Consider the following 21104-nt stretch of genomic DNA (forward strand, 5'->3'; position numbering starts at 1 on the left):
GTTATTTTTTTACAATTGGTAAACGGATTTGTGACGGATACAAGGTCGAATGGTGAATTTGGTTATGCGCCACTACTCCTTGTTTCTCATCATAATTATTACCACCTGTATTCAAATTTCGTTCAAAACGAGGGAAATTACTGCTCGAAATTTCAATCCGAATGCTGTGGCCTGGCGCAAAATAGTTAGACGTGGACATCGGGCTGAGGGTCAGTTTATAAACTTTGCCTTTTTCCATCATCACTTCCTTGTCAAACCCTTCGCGGTAGCGCGCCCGCAAAATAGTTTCGTCCAAATTATACGCTTTGCCATCGGGATATACATCTAGGACTTTTACCGTAAAATCGGTATCCTTCGCGTCCGACGACACGTACAGCGTCGTTTCGATGGAACCCGTCACTTCTACGCCGTCTTTGAAAGGTTCGGTGGTATAGACCAAAATATCATTCCGCGATTCCATTTGGTGCTGGTCAAACGAACCACCCTGAACGGCATTGCCCGTACAGCACACGTTACCCCCGTACGAAGGCACAGGATACGCGGGGTCGTAGGTGAATGAATCCATTTTATCGTCTTTGGTCAATGGCTGAGTCGTCAATTTTCCGTCACCGTGTAGGCTGTTGGCCCGTCCCCCACTGTTCAAATAATAAGTCGTCATTTCGGCATTGGCAGGCGGCCACGTCTCCGACGATTGCCATTTGTTCGACCCCATGGTGTAATACTTAACGCGCGGTGTTTTTTCCGCAAAACCATTGGCTTCTCCTTTCAAATGTAGGTCAAACCAACCGTATGTCATGCTGTCATAATCCAGACGCGCATCGCCCACGCTACGTTCGCCTACCACGGTATTTTCGGTCGCCCGTTTATAGGCACAGTGAAGCGTAGGCGCAATCACTAAAAACTGATTATCAGCAACTTGTTTGTTTTTGGCATTTTTGCGAACGTGGTTAAACAACGCCAAATTAGGACTCGACGACACATCGTACCACGACACAAACCAATAACTTGGCTTATTGAACGGCATGTTATCGTGATACAGTCCTCCCTTAAACCACTCAGGGTCATTGGGTTTGCGGCGAATCATCTTTTCGTAAACCCCGTCTTGTCCGTTTACATTTTTGATGATATCCGTCACGGGTAAATGGCGCAAGGCTTTCGACCAATCGACGGGAGGCATTTCGGTCGCCAAATCAAAATACCGCGATACGCGTACCAACTGCTCTTGGGTAGCATTTTTGGGAAATTCGGGGCGAATCACGTCGTTTTGAGTGCCGTACAACCAAGCCGTGAACAACATTTGTTGCGCTCCGCCACGGTACCAGTTGCCCTGTTCCCAAAACTCCCCTACTTTACCTACGCCAGCCCCGTATCCCTGCGGAATCATAGCCGCGTGCGCGGGGTGGTCGAGAGAGGCCACGGCCATTTGCCACTCGGCCGTAGAGGAACAACCAAGCGTCCCGATTTTACCGTTGCTCCAGGGCTGTTTCGACATCCACTCAAAGGCATCATACCCGTCCGTCAGTGGCGTACCTAAAATATCCCACGTCCCTTCCGAAAAGAACCGACCGCGCTCATTCTGAACCACATACGCATACCCTCTCCGCACGGCTTCGTAGGCCGCTTGGTAGTTTCCCGTACGCATTTCGCCATTCCCCCATGAGTTGAAATTGTAAGGCGTTCGGGAGAAAATAATGGGGACAGGTTTGTCACCTTTTGGTCGATAAATATCGGTAGCCAGCCGAACGCCATCGCGCATGGGCATCATTACTTTTTGGTCGATGACCGCAATGGCTTCGAGTTTTTTTAAGATGTCGTCCTGCGCTCTAGCGCCAAGCGAAACAAGGAGCGTGACAACGAGAAGATAACTGAGTTTTCTCATGTGATTAGTTTGGTGATAGAAAAAAATGGTACGTCAATGCTTTAAAAGCCAAAGCAAGCCCATTTTTAACGCCCAAGAAAGCCACCAAAACGGAAGTTGAGGAATAATTTTTAACACCGACGAAGCTTGTGGCTTGCGGAGGCTATTGCTTTGGCTATGTATTACACAACCCGTTGGTAGATGATTGCTTTACAGAGAGTTTGAGCAGAAAAAGGTGTAAATTGCATAAAAAATCCGCCTAGTATGTCTAAATATATCAACCCTTATACCGATTTTGGCTTTAAAAAATTATTCGGGGAAGATGCCAACAAAGATTTATTGATTGATTTTTTAAACCAACTACTACCCCCAAAACACCAAATTACAAATTTGAATTTTCGCAATGTAGAGAGTTTTGCCGAACTAATTCATGAACGCAAAGCTATTTTTGATATTCATTGCCAAACCCAAAGTGGTGAGAAAATCATTGTGGAAATGCAAAAAGCTAAAGTAAACTTCTTCAAAGACCGCTCACTTTTTTATTCTACTTTTCCCATCCGTGAGCAGGCCAAAAGAGGTGAGTGGGATTTTCGCCTAACTCCTATTTACATGATTGCTATTTTGGATTTTCAGTACGATGAACAAGAAGAAAAACAGAAGTTTCTCAGAAGTGTAAAGCTGAAAGATCAGGATGGCGATGTCTTCTATGACAAATTGAATTTCAAGTTTTTGCAGATGCCACTCTTTACAAAAGAGGAAAATGAGCTGGAAACTCATTTTGATAAATGGATTTACTTCCTAAAAAAGCTAGAAGGTTTTGATGAAATACCCTCTATTTTGAAAGAACCTATCTTTGAAAAAGCTTTCAGAATTGCCGAAATAGCCAACATGACGGCCTCTCAATATGCTGAATATCAAGAAAGTTTGTTAACGTATATTGAAGTAAAAGAAGTCGTAAAAACCGCAGAATTAGATGGCGTCAAGAAAGTTGCAAAAAAAATGTTATCAATGTCATTTCCACTTGAACAAATTATCGAAGCAACGGGCTTATCCAAAGAAGAAATCGAAGAGCTTTAATTGACGACGATTGCACCTCTCGGATGCTTAGGCTTTGTCACCTCGTAGAGGTCTAAAACCGCTTGTTTGAAAGAATACAAAAGCGGATTTGGTACTTACCGTGGTGCAAACACACTATTTAATACCAAATAGCTACGAATAAGTTTAGGGTATTAGTAGTTTGTATTGCTTCGGACAAGGCCGCCTGTGCGGAAGCATAACCTTTGTAGAGAGTAGAGAGTCGTCCATCAAGTTCGAATCTTATTGCTTCGGAGAAGCATAACTTGTTGTATTGTTATGCTTCTCCGAAGCAATAATTAAAAAAAACTCCTGCTACTACAAATGTTTCGCCTCTACCGAGGCTACTTTGAACCCCTGAAAACTTTTGTTCAAATTCTTAAATTGCCTGTGGAGATACGAGACTACAGGGGTTTTACAGACCACGGAAGAGAAAACGCTACAAATTAGTTAGGCTTTGGTTTGGAAACCCATAAATCCAGAGTCGCTCAGGTTAAACGCATTAAAAACAAAAGAGCCTCGGAGAGGTGAAATCTTAGTAGAAAAAGGCAAATAAACACCCCATCGAGGTGACCCACACTTGGTGAAAGATGTCACCCCGATGGGGCTTTGGGGAAAGTCTAATTTATTGTTACTACTAAGATGTAGCTCCTCTGGAGCAATGAATCGCAGTTCTTTATTTTAATGAGTTCAACCAACTTTGTTGCATGGACACTTAACAAGGGTAAAATACAATATATTATAAAGTATATACAACAGTAAATGAAGCTAAATTATCCAAAATAATCTAGTTTGACTAGAAAAAGCCTCGTTCTTTAGAACTATACCTTGTCAAATTTCTATGTTATTCGAACCATGCACCAAAGCCCCAAATTATTGTCATCTAAGACCGTACTCTCACGCCAATTAGCAAAGGGAATAAAGCCAATTTCTGAAAAGTAATGATACAAGCAATACTCTGATTTGCCGTCGCAAGTACCCTCACCCTTGAGAAGGTTTTTTTGCCCGATATGGTTCATTTAAACTTATTAATTGGTTGCAAATCGACCTTTTTTTTCTACCAAACAATTTATTAAACAAATTCAAAAAATTGAACAAATAAAGACTACCTTGCTGTTTGCTGTTGCTTATCAATAAAAATATATGAACCAGGAATTTGGGGAATCTTACTTTGAATTGTTGTCTTTTCAAATTCCTCTTGAAAAACTTTTCCAAATTGTGCTACTCCAGTATGTACAATTTCAATGTATCTTTCAAAGATATAGGCATTTTCAAAATCTACATCTAATAAATAATCTTTTTTACCAGCAAAAGTTAATATTTTACACTTTTCGTTTAAATTAAAATTTTCTATTTCCACTAGTTCTGTAACATTTACACAATTATAGTTTTTTTCTCTAAGTTTAAAATAGTCTAATTCTTCATCGGAAATCTCAAAGATTAAGCCATTTAAATAATCATTTTTTGAATAAGATATGTTTAAAAATACACCTTTTACCTGATTTTGTAATTGCTCAGAATATACATTATCCCAAAGAAACCAATTACGTTGATATTGATTCAATTTTGCAATATAAACGTCCTTGTTTGACAAATCTCGTTTTAGTGTTCTTGAAGCACTTACTAAATTTACCAAAGAACCATAACCAAATATATAGCTTTTCATATTATGACACATTTGAACTTGTTTCTAAATCATTTAATAATTCAAATCTTAGCGCTTCATTTTTCCTCATTCTCTTTACCTTCGCAACAAAAAATCCGCTCGAGAATATTTCAAAATCAGCCAATTCAAAATCAACTAACTTCTCTCCTTCACTTTCATTATCATAAATAAATCTATTGTAAAAAAGTTTAGGTGGATTTGGAAAAAATTTATTAAAATTGGGAATAGAACTAAAGTCTAGCACTAATCTTGCATTTTCTATATTTTTCTCAGCCTTTAGACCCAAATCAAAATCACCAACTTTAAATCCATTATAGCAATGATTTAAAGTAACATAAGCATCTGTTGGCCCTGCAATTACAGGTTCTATAAGGTTTGACCTAAAGTCACCATCATCAATATTAATGTGAAAAGGTGAAAGTGAGTGTACTTCAATAGCATCTCCATTTGTTCTATCTCTTCCTTTAAAATTAGAAGTAAATTTGTCAAATTTTATAATTCTAATAGAAATATATTCACTGAATATTTTAATTTTTTTGTTAATTCTTTTAATATGCTTTTCATATAAAACTGATGGATTTTCTTCTATTGATTCTAATTTAAGCATCTTGTAATATATCACTTTTTCTTTTATGTCTTTTACTTCATCAAAATCAACAGCTTTCTCTCTCTTTTCATATTCATTTGTAACATCACTAAATCTTACCCATCCTAACGAAGATGAGTTTTGTAATGAAATACTTAATGACGTTGTTACCTGATTAACTAAATCCGATTTACTATTCCAAAAATTCACAATCCTTCCAGTTTTAACTTTTTCAATAAATTTTAATAGCTTTTTCCTTTTAAGAGAATCTGTTTCTAACTTGTCACCAGTTAATTTCAAAACATTTTGATGTATGAATGCTAAAATCGGTTTTTTCTTTTTCACCGCATAATCAAATTCTGTTTCTGTATAACTTAAACCATCACCGCTAATTGAACCATACTTTCCTGCTATAATTATAATATAAATATCACTTTCATCTATAATTGGTAAGATATATTCTAATTGACTTTCCCCTGTCGCTGGGAAAAACTCCATTCCAGCAGGTAAACATTTAAGTTTTAAGAGGGTTTTCATTATATCCTCCCTCTCGTCCTTGAGGTCATTAAATGTAGAACTAACAAAAACTTGTAATCTTTTTTCCATGGGTTAAGCCATTATTTTACAAAATATAAATAATATTTTCTTATTTCCAACGTGTTATTAAACGAAATGCAACTTCACCATTAACACCTAACAATCAACAACTTACCGCAAAGCAACAACCACAAAAACCCAATTCCCGCTTCCAAAAGCAAGTTACCGAAAACTTCCACCAACCAAACAAAAAAACAGCAGATTTACAACTAAAAAGCCATAAATCTGCCAAAGATTTTATCAAGTGGTAAAAAGGGCTATCTCAGCTTTTCTTGGAACAACTTCAAAATACGTTTGTACTCGTCGGTCCAGCTTGAGGCTTCTACAAAACCGTGGTCTTCCATCGGATAAGCGGCCATTTCCCAGTTGTCTTTTTTCAACTCAATGAGGCGTTGTACCAAGCGATACGAGTCTTGGATGTGTACGTTCACATCGACCATCCCATGGCAAATCAACAAATGTCCCTGCAAGCCTGCCGCGTGGTAAATCGGTGAGCTGCGGCGGTACGCTAACGAGTCCGTTTGGGGTTCGTTGAGGATGTTGGCCGTGTAACCATGATTATAAGCCGCCCAGTCCGTCACGGGGCGCAGAGCCGCTCCCGCCGCAAATACGCCAGGTTTGGTAAACATCGCCATCAACGTAATAAAGCCCCCGTACGAGCCACCGTAAATCCCAATACGTTTGGGATTGATGCCGTGCTTTTCTACCAAGTACTTTGCCCCGTCCACGTTGTCGTCAAGGTCTTTCCCGCCCATAAAGCGGTAAATACCCGTACGCACGTCGCGACCGTAGCCTGCCGAAGCGCGGTAGTCCATGTCAAGCACCGTGTAGCCCATGTCCACCAACAAGTTGTGGAACATATACTCTCTAAAATACTGACTCCACCATTTGTGGGCGTTTTGCAAGTACCCTGCCCCGTGGACAAACACCACAGCCGCCCCGTTTTTCTTTTTAGGAACGTACAAACGCGCATATACGTCCGTGCCGTCGGTGGCTTTTACCGTAATAATTTGGGGCTCGCGCCACGCGTAGCTGCGAAACTCTTCCGATGTAGAGTTGGTGATTTTGTTCGGCGTCGCATTGGCCTGATTATCTTGCAAATACAGTTCCCAAGGCTGCGTACTCGACGAATAACGAATCAAAAGTTTTGATTCATCGGGTGAAAGCGTCGCGTCGTTACTTCCCGTCATTTTAGTCAACGCTGTACGCTCGCCTCCCGCTACTGACATTTTATAGAAATGCTGCTCGCCTGGGTGAACCTCGTTTGAAGTAAGGTAAATCGACTTTTTATCGCGAGAGAGTTGTGCTTGCTGCACCTCAAATTTCCCCGCAGTTAAGGCTTTGCGAGTGCCATTGGCTACGTTTACGCTGTACAAATGTGAGTAACCAGTATTCGCTTCCGAATGAAACACAATCGTCTCATTATCAATCCAATTCAACCAAAAACTTCCTGGGCCACCCACCCACGCTTCATCGCGAACGCGGTCGAGGGTTTTTAATTTAGCCGTTGCAGGGTCTAGTAGCGCAATCCAGCGGTCTTTGTTGTCTTGCGCACGCACCATCACTACCGCATATTTACCATCTTCTGACCACGACAAGCTCATAAAATTCACTTTACGCGCCGCAGGCTTTTTCGCTTTGGTGGTATCTTGTTTGTAATCTTTCAAATAATCGGGTTTGTCGTTGATGCCCGTCAGGTCTTTGGTCGATACTTCCAAGACCGTATCGCGGGCAATGTTATAAACAAACAACTGCGACGTAGGCTGTGCTACCCCTACTTTTGTGCGCGCGGGAATGTCTTCCGTAAAACCTGATTCCGTCACGTAGTTGGGCACAATTGTCGGCTTGGTGCCAGTGGCAGCTTTTACCGAACGATACGTCACAAAATCACCTTTGGGCGACAACGTCACGTTATCAACTTGCGCTTCACCCGTATAAATATCCTTCGGACGCTTGGGCAAATCGGCTTTGGCTATTTTATCGCCTTCTTTTTTCTTATCTGAGCGTTCTTTCAAAATATCAAACATCGCCAATTGATCCGCTTTCAACCATTTTTCTTGCTCACCTGCGACGGCTTCGGGGCGTTTGTTTCCTGCTTGAAAATTGGTCAATTGGGTCAACTCTCCCGTAGCCAACGTCAGCGCAAAAAGATTTAATCCACGACGAAAAACGGCTTTTGTTTCGTCACCACTAAATGTTACACCCGACTCATTTTCAACGGTATTGGTCAACTGACGCGTTTGGTTTGTTTTAATATCCAACCAAAACAAATCACCATTTTTGGCATATAATTTTTGGGTAAATGCTCGATTGTACGCTCCTCCAAATTGGCCTGGCAAAGCGCGGCGCTCTTGGGGCGTCACTTTACGGGTTTGTTTTGAAGCGACTTCATAGACGTACAACGAATCGCTGGTAGCCTTGTCGGGATTCCAGCTAAAGTAAACTTTACTTCCGTCCTCGCTCCACACTGGATTGGTAGGTGCTACGCCCATCCATTTGGGGTCGCGCATGATTTTTTCAACGGAAAGGGGGGCGAGTTTTTGGGCAAACAACGAAGATGAACTCACCACAACAGCGCAACAAAGTGACAATGCGCGGAAAATTTGGCTCATAGAGTTATAAGATGAAGAGTTAGTGTTTGAATAGGGACGTTAAATTACCAAAACAAACAAAAATTACCCATTCTTTTACAAAATGATGACCTACTTGGGCTTTGCGTAGATAAAAAGTAGAAAAACGGCTTTGGAAAGAGTAGTTCTGACCAACATCATTTTTTTAGCAACGATAGGTAATTAGCATTGTTCCAAGAACCAACTCACTCACACCTTGCGACCTAAAATTAGTTACGTCTCGCCCCAAGAAGCCCTTTCTTGCATTCAATCTGGCCACCGTGTATTTGTCCACGGAAGCGCCCAAACTCCAACGTATTTGCTTCGTCACCTTGCCCAAGAAGCCCCTCGGCTGCACGACGTAGAAATTGTGTCAATTACCGTTTATGGCGATGTGTACGTGGATAAACCCGAATTTGAAGGGCATTTTCACATCAATTCGTTGTTTGTTTCGGAAAGTATTCGCAAAGCTGTCAACGAAGGTCGAGCTGATTATGTACCCGTTTTTTTGAGCGAAATTCCTGAGTTATTCAACCAAAAAATTCTACCCGTCGATGTGGCCATTGTCCACGTTTCGGTACCCGACCAGCACGGGTATTGTTCGTTGGGAGTATCGGTTGACATTGCCCGCTCGGCTGTCAACAATGCCCGCTACGTCATTGCCCAAGTCAACCCCAACGTGCCCCGCACCCACGGCGACGGGATGATTCATGCCAGCCGTTTTCACGCCATGGTCTATTGCGAAGACGCCTTGCACGAAGGTAAATTTGGGGGGGCGGTCTCGGAAGTGGACCAGCAAATTGGCCGATACGTGGCCGAATTGATCGACGATGGTAGCACGCTCCAAATGGGCATTGGCTCCATTCCCAACGCGGTGCTGCAATGTTTGTACAATCATAAAAACCTCGGAGTACACACCGAAATGTTCAGCGACGGCCTGATTGATTTGTTTGATAAAGACGTCATCAACAATAAGTGTAAGGTCATCAGCCCCAACAAAACCGTCACGGGTTTTGCCTTGGGTACCAAGCGGTTGTACGATTACGTCAGTGATAACCCTGCGTTTTCATTTTTAGACATTGATTTTGTCAACGACCCGCACATCATCAAACAAAACCCCAAAGTAGTCGCCATCAACAGCGCCGTGGAAGTGGATGTAACGGGCCAAATTTGTTCCGATTCCATCGGTACTTACCAGTATTCGGGCGTGGGTGGACAAATGGATTTTATGCGAGGAGCAGCGTTGAGCCAGGGCGGGAAACCGATTATTGCACTGCCATCACGGACTCAAAAAGGCGTATCGCGCATTGTGCCTTTCCTCAAACAAGGGGCTGGCGTGGTCACGACCCGCGCCCATGCTCACTACATCATTACGGAATACGGCTCGGCCTATTTGTTTGGCAAAAACCTTCGTCAACGGGCCAAAGCCCTCATCAACATTGCCCACCCCGACGACCGCGAGGAACTCGAAAAAGCCTGTTTTGAGCGTTTTAAGGCATTGTAAATTAGCGAGTCAGGAACTGGTGAATCGGGTTGCTCACAACACGATTCATCCTCACAACAAAATCACCAACTAATTGAAAGCACCTTGGGTGATTTTTTTATAACTTTGTCAAAAACGCCAAATAGTATGGTCTTAATTACAGGAATTTTACGTAAACCACGCTCCAATAAACTTTATACACACGAAGAATACCTCCGTATTGAAGAACGAGCAAAAAGCAAGAATGAGTTTTATAAAGGCTTAATTATACCTATGGCTGGCGCAACCCTTCTACACAATCAAATTTCCACCAATATTACCACCGCCTTAAAAATAGCTGTTCGTGGATTAAGGCAGAAATATCTTGTTTTGAATAGCGATCAAAAGATTCGAATCGATTCAGAAGACACGACTGTTTACCCTGATGCTCTGGTTATTTGTGAAAAGCCTGAGTTTTGGAACGGCCGCGAGGACATCATTGTCAATCCCTTTGTCATCGTGGAAGTCCTATCGAAAAGCACTCAAAACTACGACCGAGGCGAAAAATTTATGTTGTACCAGCGACTTCCTTCGCTCAAAGAATACATCGTCGTTGAGCAACATACTCCCCTGGTTGAATCTTGGTATCAATTGGAAGAAAACACATGGCAAAAAACGGCAGCGCAGGGTACGGATGGGCTCTTGTCGATTCGTTCGTTAGGGATCACGTTGCATTTGGATGAAGTTTACGAACATATTGATTTTTGAAAAATCAATACAGCACCCAAAGTCGCCCTGCTTGCTTCACCCCCTTTTCCAAGTTTTGAATGACATAACTATAGGCGCCTGCCTGAACACGCTTCTCGCGGTAGGTGCCGTCCCACGAATTTTGGTAGGCATCTTTTTCATGAAACAATAACTCGCCCCACCGATTGTAAATAAACAGTTCAAGGCTGGGAAAATCGCCATTCTTTTTTATTTCCAAGTGGTCATTTACGCCATCGCCATTGGGAGAAAACGCATCGGGAATTAGGATTAGGTTAGAGGAAACAAGCCTAATTGCTGCCTGATTGAAACATCCGTTTTTATCGGTCACTCGAAGCGTATAAGTCATATTTTGTTGAACCGAAGCGATAGGTGTTGGAGAAAAAGGGTCATCCAGCCCTTCCGCAGGAGACCATTGAAATTGTTCATTCATTGGGTCTTTCGTTTGAGGGTTTAGCGTAACATTTTCACCCAGAGCAACGTTTTGAGAGGTCGCAAGGTTGATTTCGGGAAGGGGCAACACCACCAACGAACGGGTCTGCTTGCCAATACAGCCCGTGGCAGGATCTTTGAGCTCGTAGCTTACCGTATGTACTCCTACCCCAGCGTCTTTGACCTTCACGCTGTTTGCCTCCACCCCTTTTCCGACAAAAACACCTCCCGCAGGAGATACCCGCAACGGAACCACTCCCGAATCGCTAAAACATACTTTACCCAAGGAATCAAAAGTAACGATTGCCGCCGTGACCACCTGCACGGTATCCCAAGCAGAGACAGGGCAATTGGGTCGAAGTTGGGTAGTAACCTGAACAATATACGTACCCCCCGATTGGACATTTAAGGTTGACTTTTCCTGTTCTTCAACCACTTCTCCATTCCTGGACCATTTGTATTGATAATTGGCCGACTCCGTTACGCGCAATTCACCGTTTTCAGCCGCACATAAACGCAATGTATCCGTCGGACTGAGTCGGATGGTGGGAGAAGGCGCTTTTTTTACCTTCACAATCAACGAATTGGTATCTCCTGCACACACAAGGGCCGAGCTGACAATAACACGATAATCTCCAGGCTGAGTGACAAGCAACGAAGTCGAATTGGCTCCCGTCAAGTTGACATTGTCTCTTTGCCATTGGTACGCATAATCACTTTTCTCCGCAGTGGCTAACGTGACCGAAGCCCCTTCGCACAGCTCCAACTCTTGCACCACTTGATTGGGGGCAGTAGAAGTATAAACAGGAGGCTCAGGAAGGGTACTACGCTGACAGTCAACCACTGGCAGTTGAAAATCGCGCCGAACAAAACCGATTCGTTTTCCAGCTCGGTATTCCTCTACCAAAATAGTAAAAACATAAATGCCTGGCCGATTGGCCGTCAGTGACATCAGGCCCGTTCGAGGGTTAACTACGGGAGGCCGTGGCCCAGGAATCACGTTGGATAAACCCAAGCCCGCCGCCCATCGTACCTCCTGAAAACTATTGTTTATGTCTATTTTTCCGTAAGGAGTGACCATCGAATAACGCAGTTCGTCACCATCGGCATCGGTCGCCATCGAATTAAAATCAAAAGGCTTATTGATACAGATATAGTCCCCATTTGGAAGTCCAAAATCGGGAGAAGAATTGCGAAATTCCGCTCCATTTTGCGTAATAGCAGGAAATTGTAACGTGATTACCCCTTCAGAAATAATGGGATTTTGAATGTTAGAAATCGCTTGATTACGACAGCAATTGGTAAAAACAAGCAAATACCCTTGTGGTTGATTATAGATGGCAGGATCTAAAAAAAGTTCTTGGGAGAAATAACCCGTAGCCGTTCGTAATTTGCCTTGTTGCACACAGACAGCATTTTTATACGCTAAAGGCTCAAACCGTTGACGCGTCATGGTAAAATTTTGAACAATACGTCCATCGGCAATCGAACGAATACTGCAACTGGCGGTTGTCTCGGCATTCGAAATAGCGGCACTGCCTTCTACATCAAAAAAAAGCGTCAAATTGATTTGATAAAAACCTCTTTGAGGCAACGATTTCATCCCAAAATTTCCCCCAACGATATGGATAGCAAAAGCCCAATAAGGTGTAGAAAACACCAAGCTGCACAACACCAACTCACGTAATCGTTTTTTCATACCAAACGTTTCAAAAGAAGTGATACCTTCATTTTAAAACGTTTGAGAGAAAATTTTAGTGTAACGAATTGGGGGTTTTTGAAACAGCTGAGAGTCAGGTTGCTCACAACCCGACTCTCAGTTATCGACTAAATATCCGAATAATCGGTAGGATACAAAAGGCGTTGGTCATTTTTTGACACATTCTTTTGATACTCAGGCATCGCCGAAAGTTTTTTCCAGTATTCATCCGCACTAAACGACTTCCAATGCGCGTCGCGGTCGGGGCGATTTTCGAACGTTGTGAGGTACATAAGATTCGGCATACGGCTTCCTGCTACTACTTCACCGTAAAATACCGCGTTGAAATTTAAGCGTTTAAACAGCCCCACTTCGTCGCCGTCGTTGAACATCTTAATCTTATTTTTTGAGATTTTTTCCGTGTGTCCCTCATAGCTGCGAAGCTCGTACACCCGCTCTTTCATCGGCGATTTCAACTGAGGCAAATTGTAGCGCGGATTCTTCTCAAACGCCGTTAACAAAATGGTTTCGATACGGTCGTACGGCGGCTCAGTATAAACCGCATCCAAATACGTTTTTCCGTCGGCCCAATAGGCTTTGTCGGCGGCTAATTTTTGTTCTAGTTTGAAAAAATCATCTTGCGACTTAAACGGAATAAACACATAAATCAGCTTTTCGTCGGCAGGTTTTTCGGGATTGGGAATGGGCTTAAACACACCCACATGCGCAATCCCAAGGCGGTGAAGCGCAGGCAAATAAGCTTGTTTCAGGAAATCATCTACTTTTCTTTCCTGCTCTTCGGTTTTTAAATGATATACTTTAATTTGGTAAAAATCGCGCTTGGCATTGGCCGTAAATCCAATGAGCAAAAGCGTCAAAAATGCAATAAGTGATTTAAACATTTTACATGAACGATTAGGTGATTTTGAAAGCTCAAAATAACGTTCCTTCTACACCCCAATCAATAGCACTTATGCTTTTTATGTACTCACAATTTTCTAAGCATCCCCGCACTAAGCCGAAAAATCCATGTCATTTTCGGCAAAATTGCACAGTACGCCCAACCATTCGCTCAACGTCTCTCCCGTCTGAGTGAGGGCGTACTCCACCCGTGTAGGCGACTCTTTGGCAAACTCCGTGCGGACAATCAATTTATATTTTTCAAGCAATTTCAATCGGTCGGCCAACACATTGTCGCTGATGTATTTAAGGTCTTCTTTGATGCTCGAAAAACGAACATTTCCCTCTTCGATACTGAACATTACTTCCGTCAACCAGCGTTTACTTAACAAGTGAATCAGTTCGTTGAGCGCACATTTTTCCTCCAGAAAAACTTGGTTTTGGTAATTGGTCGAATTTAGTTTACGTTCCGCCATGACTCATTTTTTATTAGCAAAAGCCATCCGTTATTGGATTCCTACCTTATCTTTTTCGTAAAAAAGACCGCAATTGTTCGATTTCCTCGTCCTCAATGGCAGGAAAATTGGCGATTCGGAAAGTATTATTTTTCCATTCGCCGTAGCCGTTGCCCAAGGTGATTCCCGCCAAAGTAGCTTCTTTTTTAAGCGCAGCTATCGCTTGAGGCTCCCCTTTTACCGCAATGACTGTATCCGAACGAGTCGCTTTGTTTGTCACCAAAGGTTCCCAATTAGTCTCATTTTCAATAAATTGATACAGGCTTTCAGCACGTTTAACCGTTCGTAGGTCAATGGCAAAAATTGGCTCAAGTTGCTCCATGACCCGCATCAACAAATACACACCAAGCGTGTTTGGTGTATAATGCGTTTGGTATTTTTCAAAGTTTTCGTGAATAAACAGTAAGCTATTGTACCGCAAAATATCATTGACCGCACGGGCTTTTTCGAGGGCTTGGGGCGAACAAACCATTACTCCCATGCCTGCGGGCAAACCAAAGCATTTTTGTACGGAAGCAAACCAAACATCACCGAGCGTCCAGTCAAACGCCACACCTCCCATCGACGAAGTAGCATCAATGGCCATGAGCGCGGGCGTCATGGCGCGAACTTCGGCCAACTCCTGCATTCGTATTTGGGTTCCGTTGGAGGTTTCGCTGTGGGTCAAACACAGTACTTCGTAATCGCTGAGGCGTTGACGATTAAAAGCCGTGCTCTCCTCCCCTTCCTGAAACAAATGATATGGCAAAGTTTGATTAATTGGGAACAACGAGCCCGAAGTTTGCGGAACGATGTGCGTGGCGTAGCTAAACCATTTTTTGCCAAAAGCACCGTTGTAATGGTGCGCGCTGTGCTGACTGGTCAGTGATTGGGCCACAATCTCCCAAGCCTCCGTGGCCGACGACACCAAATAAATGGAATAATCGGCGGGTATGTCTAACTTTTCGTGCATCAACCGCAGCGTTTCTTTGAGCACGTCCATGAAGCCTTGGCTGCGGTGGTTCATGCTCAGAATCCCCGAGCGATACGCCTCCTGCAAGTACTGTTCGACTTGCGGATAAATTTTGGATGGACCAGGATAAAAGGTTATCATATAAAGTACCGAACCGCTAATTCGTAGCCTCTTAATCCTAATCCTACAATGACACCTTTTACCCGGCTACTAAGGTAGCTGTGGTGACGGAAAGCTTCACGGGCGTGTACGTTCGAAATATGAACTTCGACTGCAGGCGTTGTGACGGCCGAAAGAGCATCGGCAATAGCTACCGACGTGTGCGTATAGGCACCAGCGTTGAGAACAATACCGTCGAACGTAAAACCAATTTCGTGGATTTTGTCGATGAGTGCCCCTTCGTGGTTTGATTGAAAATAATGAAGTTCTACTTCAGGAAAAAGTTGCTGAAGGGTTTGGAAGTAATCTTCAAAGGTTTGGCTCCCGTAAATGGTGGGTTCACGTTTACCCAACAGGTTCAAGTTGGGGCCGTTCATTATGAGTATTTTTTTCACTGGATGGTCGTTTTGATTCAATTGCAATATTACGACCTTCCAGTGGTACATTCAAAACTTGTTTTGGTCTCTTATATTTTTCGACGCCTCGCTACGGCCACTCCAAAACCGTCAATCATTTCGAGCCAATCTTTAGCGAACACTTTGATGTGTAAACGATTCACCAAAACGCTCTTGTTGGCCCGAAAAAATACAGTTGGTAATTCTTTTTCGAAGGAACCAAGCGTGCGCGCCATCAACAACGTTCGACCGTCGGCCAGCACAAAACGGGTATAGTTTCGGTCTGCTTCCAATCGAACGATGTCAGCTATACGCAATCGTAAACGCCCACGTAGAAGTACCAAATAATTTCCTGAGTTTGGTAAATGAGATAAAGCGTTCATCATTGGTAAGAAGGGGGTTAAAATCTGATTTACTTCTCTTTATTCCAAAAATACAAAGCCCCAATGGCCATAACGGCCCAAATGGCCATGTCCATCACAATCGTTTTATGAGGCGGCATGTGTCTCACGTTCAGGTTGTAATAATAGACTACCTCAGCCAAAACGGTTAGAAAAACGATGGACAACAACCAACCCCTACGGGTTGCTTTGTCGGTTGAGCGATACGCTACATAGCCCAAATAACCCATGGCCAGTTGGTAGCCTCCTAAAAAATTGAACAGAGAAAGCTCATTGACATTGGGAGAAACTTGGCCAAAATAGTCGGAAGCCATCATTGGAGCAACAATCGCTGGTAAGCCTAGCAACAAACTGTAAACCGTTACAATCAGGATAAAAGTATTCGTTTTCATAAAATAAAAGGTCTGAAAGGTTTAAAAAATAGGGTTTTATAACTGCACAAACCTCCTCATTTTTTTCTATACTCTTTATCATGGTTTCCCATGATATTGACTCATGGGAAACCATGAGTTTGGTCTAAACTGACATCAGAAAACTATTCTTCTACGGCTAAATCGTAAGGAATTTTGATAGTTACTTCAATTCCTTGCTCCGCTGCCGAATATATCTCTATCGTACCGTTGAGCAATTGCGTGCGCGCATACAAATTGGCGACACCGTTCCCGTTGGTATGTTTAATCTTCTCTAAATCAAAACCCTGCCCGTTGTCGATATAGTTTAAAAGCAAGTTTTTGTTGTTGTAATCAAGATAAAAAGTCACCTCGGTGGCACTTGCGTGTTTAAGGGTATTTTGAAGCAATTCCTGAGCAATCCGATACAAGTTCATCTCATACTCCTCAGCCAAGTATTTCGGAAACTTACGACTCACGTTGACAATTATGTACACCTTCTGCGTTTGATTGATAAGTTCAGCCCGCTCGCGCAACACTCCTACCAAGCCTTTGATTTTCAGACTTCTGGGGCTCATATCATTGATTAGTCCTCGCAAATCATCGAAGGTAGTTTCTAGCACATTTTCCAACTTCGTTTTGAGCATCGCAATATCGACATTTCCCAACAAGCCCACCATGATTCGGAGAGCGGTTAGGTTGGCTCCAATGCCATCGTGAACCTCCTTGGCAAAGCGGTTTCGTTCGATTTCTTGGGTTTGTACCATTAGCTTTATTTCCTTTCGTTGCTGCGCCAAAAGTTGCCGAACACGGTATTTATCAAAGAAATACAAGCCAACCATCATTCCCAAAAATAGCAGGGCTTTGAACCACTGCGTTTGCCAAAAATAGGGGCGAATCTCTATTTTGAGTCGGGTAGGAATCGGGTTCCAGACGCCATCACTATTGGCTGCTTTTAACTCAAAAACGTACTTCCCCGCTGGTACTTGGATAAAGCGTGCGATGGTTTGTTTATTGGCATTTACCCAAGTGCTATCCGACCCCAGAAGCCGAAATTGGTAACTATTGACCCCTTCCGACATATAATCAATAACGCTGTACTGAATGGCAAACGAATTGCTATCGGGCGGCAGCGTGATGGACGTTGCTTCACTGATAACCACGGGCAATTTATAGGGAGATTCTTTAACCGTTAATTGCGTCAAATACGGTTTACTCAAATACGTATTCTTTGTAATGTCCTCGGGGTAAAAGCGGTTAAAACCCTGACTTCCACCAAAAAACATTTCCCCATCGGGTGCAAGATAGGCCGTCCGCGAATTAAAATCATTGCTTTGCAGTCCATCGGTGAGCTTAAAATTTTCGACTTTTGAATGATAAGGGTCTATCCTCGAAATTCCACGCGCACTACTTATCCAAAAATGTCCTTTTTTATCCACCAACACATCATATACATACTCACTGGCAAGCCCTTCCTTCGCAGTCCATTTGGTGACTTTCCACGTAGCTTTAGAAATAACAAACAATCCCGTTGCACTTGCCCCTAACACCTGATTATGAGCTACATCGTCGTAGCCATTGCGAAAAATCGCCCCTGTAATCGGGGCAGTAGTTGCCCGCCAAACCGTATCTCGGAGGTAGCCAATGTGTAATTTCCCATTAAAACCCACGTAAAACCGCCCTTCTTTGTCGTGCAGGCACACGCGCCCGTTGTTCCCAAAGAAAGGAATCCGTTGAAAAGTCAAACTTTTTCGATGAAACGCAAACATCCCCGATTCGGTATTCAGCACCAATGTCGTAGGAGTTGCTTCAAAGACACTTCGAATGGTGTTGGCAAATTTTGACTCGTTTTGGAGCGTGTCAGGATTCACAAACGTTCGTATGGTTTTCCTCGACGGGTCATACACACAAAGCCTATTTTTTGCCATAATCCAAACGTTTCCATCCATACTCCGAAAGGTTCGTCCGCCTGTGCTATTGAGTTTATCATTCGGATTGGGGAAAAACAACTCATTCGCTTTTTTATTGTAAAGCAGCACTTGATAATCGTCCAGATTCACCCTCAGCAGGCTGTCATTGAGCACCAAAAAGCCCCGAATTGAAAGCTTCATGGGTACTTCATGGGTATTTGCGGTAATTTTTTGAAACTTGGGAATCAACGGGTTAAGTTTATAGCCGTAGTTAAAGTTCCAAAGCCACTGTACCCCATCGTCAAAAGTTTTGTAATGAGGATAATAAGGATACACTGCCTTCGGGAAAGTCACCACTGAATGATGGGGCGCAAAAAACTCCTGCGTTTTCGTCGTCGGTTTCACGGTTCGTAAATCATTACTTATCAGCATCCCTGAAAAATCTTTTGTTGCCGCATAAATCCCTTCTTCGGTCAGTTTAAAGTGGCTAAAAAAGGTGGGTTTCCCCAGTTTGTTCAACGGATGTTTACTGAAAATATAACAGCTTTCCAATGTCTGCGTGTCAAACCTTAAAATACCCTCCAAGAGGTGAATCCAGAGGTAACGTTTCCCATCAAACATGGATTGATGGTCGTAGAAGTCATTATCCTCAAAAAAAGGTACTTGAGTTAACACAACGGTTTTACGCCGAGTCACTACATCGAAATAAAACAACTGTTGGTTTGAAGGCGATATACACCAGAGTCTGGTTCCTACCAGTCCCAGGGGCTGTCCTTTCATCGGCCTCCATCCTTCCTTGGTTTTCTCTTTAAGGTGAACAAAGCGTTCGGTTGTTCGTAAAAAATACGCGACGGTCGAATACCGCTCAAAAAAACTTGGAATCCTATTTATCCCCAGCCAAAAATTACCTTTTGGGTCTTCCACAACGGTTCTGACCAAATCTACCGCGCGAATGGCCGAATCGCCCATGAAGCGCATTTGAGTCCCGTCGTAGCGGCAAAGCCCGCCAGGCGTTCCCATCCAAACAAAGCCTTTTTTATCTTTATGAAGGCAAAAAATGGAGCCCGAAATGTACTCTTTGTCGGCGTCAAGTAAAGAAACGAGGTACTTTTTTTGTGCCCAACCAAAACTTATTCCTAAGCCGATTAGTACAAAAAAGCTTTTCCAAAGATGTAAAAACAGTGCCTGCAATTGATGTAAGGAAGTGATAGCGAATGAATTCCAAAATTAGGATTTCTTTGGAATCTTGCAAATATTCTTCCTTACTCACTTATCAGTGCATATTGATTCAGCGTACTTCCTGTCTTCGGGTTTGGAGAAATACTACTTAAAATGAAATCGTTCCTTTCTTTTTTCTCTACTTTAAAAATCAAGCTGTTGCCTGCTGAGGGTACAGGGACTAACTGTCGAAAGGACAAGGTGGAGTTATCTTCCGAATAACTCCAAATCCCCTCAAACGTCTCACCTGTGTACTCTGTAAAGCGGACTTTATTACCTGAACCCGCCACAAACTCAATCCGAAATTTTGAATATCCTGGAATATAATTCCCCGTTGTCCCTCTTCGGTAAACCACCACAGAACCCTCTTTGACGACGTTTGCAACAAAACTTCCCGAAAAAAGGGCGTTGCTGGTAACATCCGCAAGGTTACGAACACGGCAGGAGACAGGAGCTAGTAAAACACCTACCACAAGTACAGTAGCTTTCAAAAAAACCTTTAACTCTTTCATAATCTATTGTTTAAACAATTTAATTGTTACCACTTTTTTATCGTTTTGGTGTATTTTTAGAAAATACGTTCCTGTTTCTAAACCTGTCAGGCTGATGGGAGTTTGTTGTTCTGCGATGGAACTTGACACTACTTTACCAGTAACAGTCAACAGTTGATACTTTGCCGATGTGCCATTGGGAGGTGTGATATATACTACATCTGAGGCAGGATTCGGATACACCAATGTTTCGGTTAGATTTTGCAAAACATTCGTTCCCGTAATTACAGGGCCATTTGCCCCAACTACCGACGAGTAATTTGAGAAAGTCCCTCCTTTAAATCCTCGTACTCGGTAATAGTACATAAAAGTCGGGCGCACATTTTTATCGACAAATTCGGTCGTGTTAGCCGCTAAGTCTGCTTTAATTACCTCCCAGCTTGTTTCGTTATTGACTGAACGAGAAACTTCAAACCCTGTCTCATCTTGTGAGTTGTCTAACCAACTAAGTGTCAATGCCATTGGAGCTTGTTTTACAGTTAAATTTGACGGCGCAATTAATGTTGTTTGAGTAGTCACCGACGTAGTCGCGTCTTTCATTGGGCTGTTGTCAGAAACGCCCGCCGTGTTCTTGGCCCGTACTCGGTAATAATACTTCGTCGAAGCACTCAAGCCTTTGTCGGAATAACTCGTCACGTTGGCTCCCACTTCCCCAATTTTACTAAAACTAACCCCGTCCAAACCCCGCTCAATTTCAAAAACCACTTCGTTATCTGAATTATCCAACCACTTCAAATCTATTTGACCACGGCTCACTACCGTCAACGCCAAATCACTCGGCGACTTGGGAACTGACACGGGCGCAGCCGACGTAACCGCCTCTTTCGGAACGCTGTAACCCGATACTCCTGCCGTGTTTTTCGCTCGTACACGGTAACCATATTTCGTCGATGCGCTCAAGCCCTTGTCTGAATAAACGACTACACCCGCACCTACTTCCGCTATCTTTTCAAAATTAACCCCGTC

Annotated in this window: 17 protein-coding genes; 3 read left to right on the forward strand and 14 right to left on the reverse strand. The window is 43.1% G+C overall.

All coding sequences use genetic code 11. The annotated features are described in order from the left end of the window. Position 1: 1 nt before the first annotated feature. Positions 2-1879: a CocE/NonD family hydrolase gene (locus tag K339_RS0105140; protein ID WP_028522663.1), complete on the reverse strand. Its 1878-nt coding sequence runs from the start codon at positions 1877-1879 to the stop codon at positions 2-4. A gap of 243 nt (positions 1880-2122) precedes the next feature. Between K339_RS0105140 and K339_RS0105145 the strand changes: the two genes are divergently transcribed. Further along, entirely contained in the window at positions 2123-2935 is an 813-nt protein-coding gene (locus tag K339_RS0105145) for an Rpn family recombination-promoting nuclease/putative transposase (RefSeq protein WP_037299262.1), read from the forward strand. A gap of 1102 nt (positions 2936-4037) precedes the next feature. Here the strand turns inward: K339_RS0105145 and K339_RS0105155 are convergent. The 3 genes from K339_RS0105155 to K339_RS0105165 form a co-directional block, all read right to left on the reverse strand. Next, a complete protein-coding gene (locus K339_RS0105155; protein ID WP_028522666.1) occupies positions 4038-4598 on the reverse strand; it encodes a hypothetical protein in 561 nt (186 codons plus the stop codon). 1 nt (position 4599) lies between these two features. Then, positions 4600-5790 carry a DUF4062 domain-containing protein gene (locus K339_RS35745; RefSeq protein ID WP_051397815.1) on the reverse strand — a complete coding sequence of 397 codons (1191 nt, stop codon included), beginning with the start codon at positions 5788-5790 and terminating at the stop codon, positions 4600-4602. A gap of 248 nt (positions 5791-6038) precedes the next feature. Continuing rightward, a complete protein-coding gene (locus tag K339_RS0105165; protein ID WP_028522667.1) occupies positions 6039-8393 on the reverse strand; it encodes a prolyl oligopeptidase family serine peptidase in 2355 nt (784 codons plus the stop codon). 214 nt (positions 8394-8607) lie between these two features. On the opposite strand from K339_RS0105165, the gene K339_RS0105170 reads away from it, so the two are divergent. Continuing rightward, the gene (locus tag K339_RS0105170; RefSeq protein WP_028522668.1) at positions 8608-9894 is read left to right on the forward strand and encodes an acetyl-CoA hydrolase/transferase family protein; all 1287 of its coding nucleotides are present in this window, start codon (positions 8608-8610) and stop codon (positions 9892-9894) included. A 126-nt stretch (positions 9895-10020) separates the two neighbouring features. Further along, positions 10021-10620 carry a Uma2 family endonuclease gene (locus K339_RS0105175; RefSeq protein WP_051397816.1) on the forward strand — a complete coding sequence of 200 codons (600 nt, stop codon included), beginning with the start codon at positions 10021-10023 and terminating at the stop codon, positions 10618-10620. 4 nt (positions 10621-10624) lie between these two features. Here the strand turns inward: K339_RS0105175 and K339_RS0105180 are convergent, their stop codons facing one another. The 10 genes from K339_RS0105180 to K339_RS32595 form a co-directional block, all read right to left on the reverse strand. Next, a complete protein-coding gene (locus tag K339_RS0105180; RefSeq protein ID WP_028522670.1) occupies positions 10625-12748 on the reverse strand; it encodes a T9SS type B sorting domain-containing protein in 2124 nt (707 codons plus the stop codon). Positions 12749-12876: 128 nt separating this feature from the next. Further along, the gene (locus K339_RS0105185; RefSeq protein WP_028522671.1) at positions 12877-13650 is read right to left on the reverse strand and encodes an NIPSNAP family protein; all 774 of its coding nucleotides are present in this window, start codon (positions 13648-13650) and stop codon (positions 12877-12879) included. Positions 13651-13761: 111 nt separating this feature from the next. Beyond that, on the reverse strand, positions 13762-14124 hold the full coding sequence (locus K339_RS0105190; RefSeq protein ID WP_028522672.1) for a winged helix-turn-helix transcriptional regulator: 363 nt from the start codon (positions 14122-14124) through the stop codon (positions 13762-13764). Positions 14125-14170: 46 nt separating this feature from the next. Next, a complete protein-coding gene (locus K339_RS0105195; protein WP_028522673.1) occupies positions 14171-15256 on the reverse strand; it encodes an aminotransferase class V-fold PLP-dependent enzyme in 1086 nt (361 codons plus the stop codon). Then, positions 15253-15669, reverse strand: coding sequence for a type II 3-dehydroquinate dehydratase (gene aroQ / locus K339_RS0105200; protein WP_028522674.1), 417 nt, complete (start codon positions 15667-15669; stop codon positions 15253-15255). Before aroQ ends, K339_RS0105195 begins: the two co-directional genes overlap by 4 nt. A gap of 71 nt (positions 15670-15740) precedes the next feature. Beyond that, positions 15741-16055, reverse strand: a complete 315-nt coding sequence (locus K339_RS0105205) for a LytTR family DNA-binding domain-containing protein (protein WP_084332114.1) — start codon at positions 16053-16055, stop codon at positions 15741-15743. A 26-nt stretch (positions 16056-16081) separates the two neighbouring features. Next, positions 16082-16462, reverse strand: coding sequence for a hypothetical protein (locus K339_RS0105210; protein WP_028522676.1), 381 nt, complete (start codon positions 16460-16462; stop codon positions 16082-16084). A 143-nt stretch (positions 16463-16605) separates the two neighbouring features. After that, positions 16606-19389, reverse strand: a complete 2784-nt coding sequence (locus tag K339_RS0105215; RefSeq protein ID WP_211243782.1) for a sensor histidine kinase — start codon at positions 19387-19389, stop codon at positions 16606-16608. 242 nt (positions 19390-19631) lie between these two features. Next, on the reverse strand, positions 19632-20099 hold the full coding sequence (locus K339_RS0105220) for a hypothetical protein (protein WP_028522678.1): 468 nt from the start codon (positions 20097-20099) through the stop codon (positions 19632-19634). A gap of 3 nt (positions 20100-20102) precedes the next feature. Further along, positions 20103-21104 (reverse strand): fibronectin type III domain-containing protein (locus K339_RS32595; RefSeq protein ID WP_157607476.1); only part of this gene is annotated, 1002 nt, incomplete at its 5' end.

The organism is Runella limosa DSM 17973, assembly GCF_000482465.1.
Lineage (GTDB): Bacteria > Bacteroidota > Bacteroidia > Cytophagales > Spirosomataceae > Runella > Runella limosa.

What these genes read in the sequence shown, in the direction of transcription:
- K339_RS0105140 (WP_028522663.1), bottom strand. Translation starts at nt 1,879, where the DNA reads ATGAGAAAACTCAGTTATCTTCTCGTTGTCACGCTCCTTGTTTCGCTT.
- K339_RS0105145 (WP_037299262.1), top strand. Translation starts at nt 2,123, where the DNA reads ATGTCTAAATATATCAACCCTTATACCGATTTTGGCTTTAAAAAATTA.
- K339_RS0105155 (WP_028522666.1), bottom strand. Translation starts at nt 4,598, where the DNA reads ATGAAAAGCTATATATTTGGTTATGGTTCTTTGGTAAATTTAGTAAGT.
- K339_RS35745 (WP_051397815.1), bottom strand. Translation starts at nt 5,790, where the DNA reads ATGGAAAAAAGATTACAAGTTTTTGTTAGTTCTACATTTAATGACCTC.
- K339_RS0105165 (WP_028522667.1), bottom strand. Translation starts at nt 8,393, where the DNA reads ATGAGCCAAATTTTCCGCGCATTGTCACTTTGTTGCGCTGTTGTGGTG.
- K339_RS0105175 (WP_051397816.1), top strand. Translation starts at nt 10,021, where the DNA reads ATGGTCTTAATTACAGGAATTTTACGTAAACCACGCTCCAATAAACTT.
- K339_RS0105180 (WP_028522670.1), bottom strand. Translation starts at nt 12,748, where the DNA reads ATGAAAAAACGATTACGTGAGTTGGTGTTGTGCAGCTTGGTGTTTTCT.
- K339_RS0105185 (WP_028522671.1), bottom strand. Translation starts at nt 13,650, where the DNA reads ATGTTTAAATCACTTATTGCATTTTTGACGCTTTTGCTCATTGGATTT.
- K339_RS0105190 (WP_028522672.1), bottom strand. Translation starts at nt 14,124, where the DNA reads ATGGCGGAACGTAAACTAAATTCGACCAATTACCAAAACCAAGTTTTT.
- K339_RS0105195 (WP_028522673.1), bottom strand. Translation starts at nt 15,256, where the DNA reads ATGATAACCTTTTATCCTGGTCCATCCAAAATTTATCCGCAAGTCGAA.
- K339_RS0105205 (WP_084332114.1), bottom strand. Translation starts at nt 16,055, where the DNA reads ATGATGAACGCTTTATCTCATTTACCAAACTCAGGAAATTATTTGGTA.
- K339_RS0105210 (WP_028522676.1), bottom strand. Translation starts at nt 16,462, where the DNA reads ATGAAAACGAATACTTTTATCCTGATTGTAACGGTTTACAGTTTGTTG.
- K339_RS0105215 (WP_211243782.1), bottom strand. Translation starts at nt 19,389, where the DNA reads ATGGGAACGCCTGGCGGGCTTTGCCGCTACGACGGGACTCAAATGCGC.
- K339_RS0105220 (WP_028522678.1), bottom strand. Translation starts at nt 20,099, where the DNA reads ATGAAAGAGTTAAAGGTTTTTTTGAAAGCTACTGTACTTGTGGTAGGT.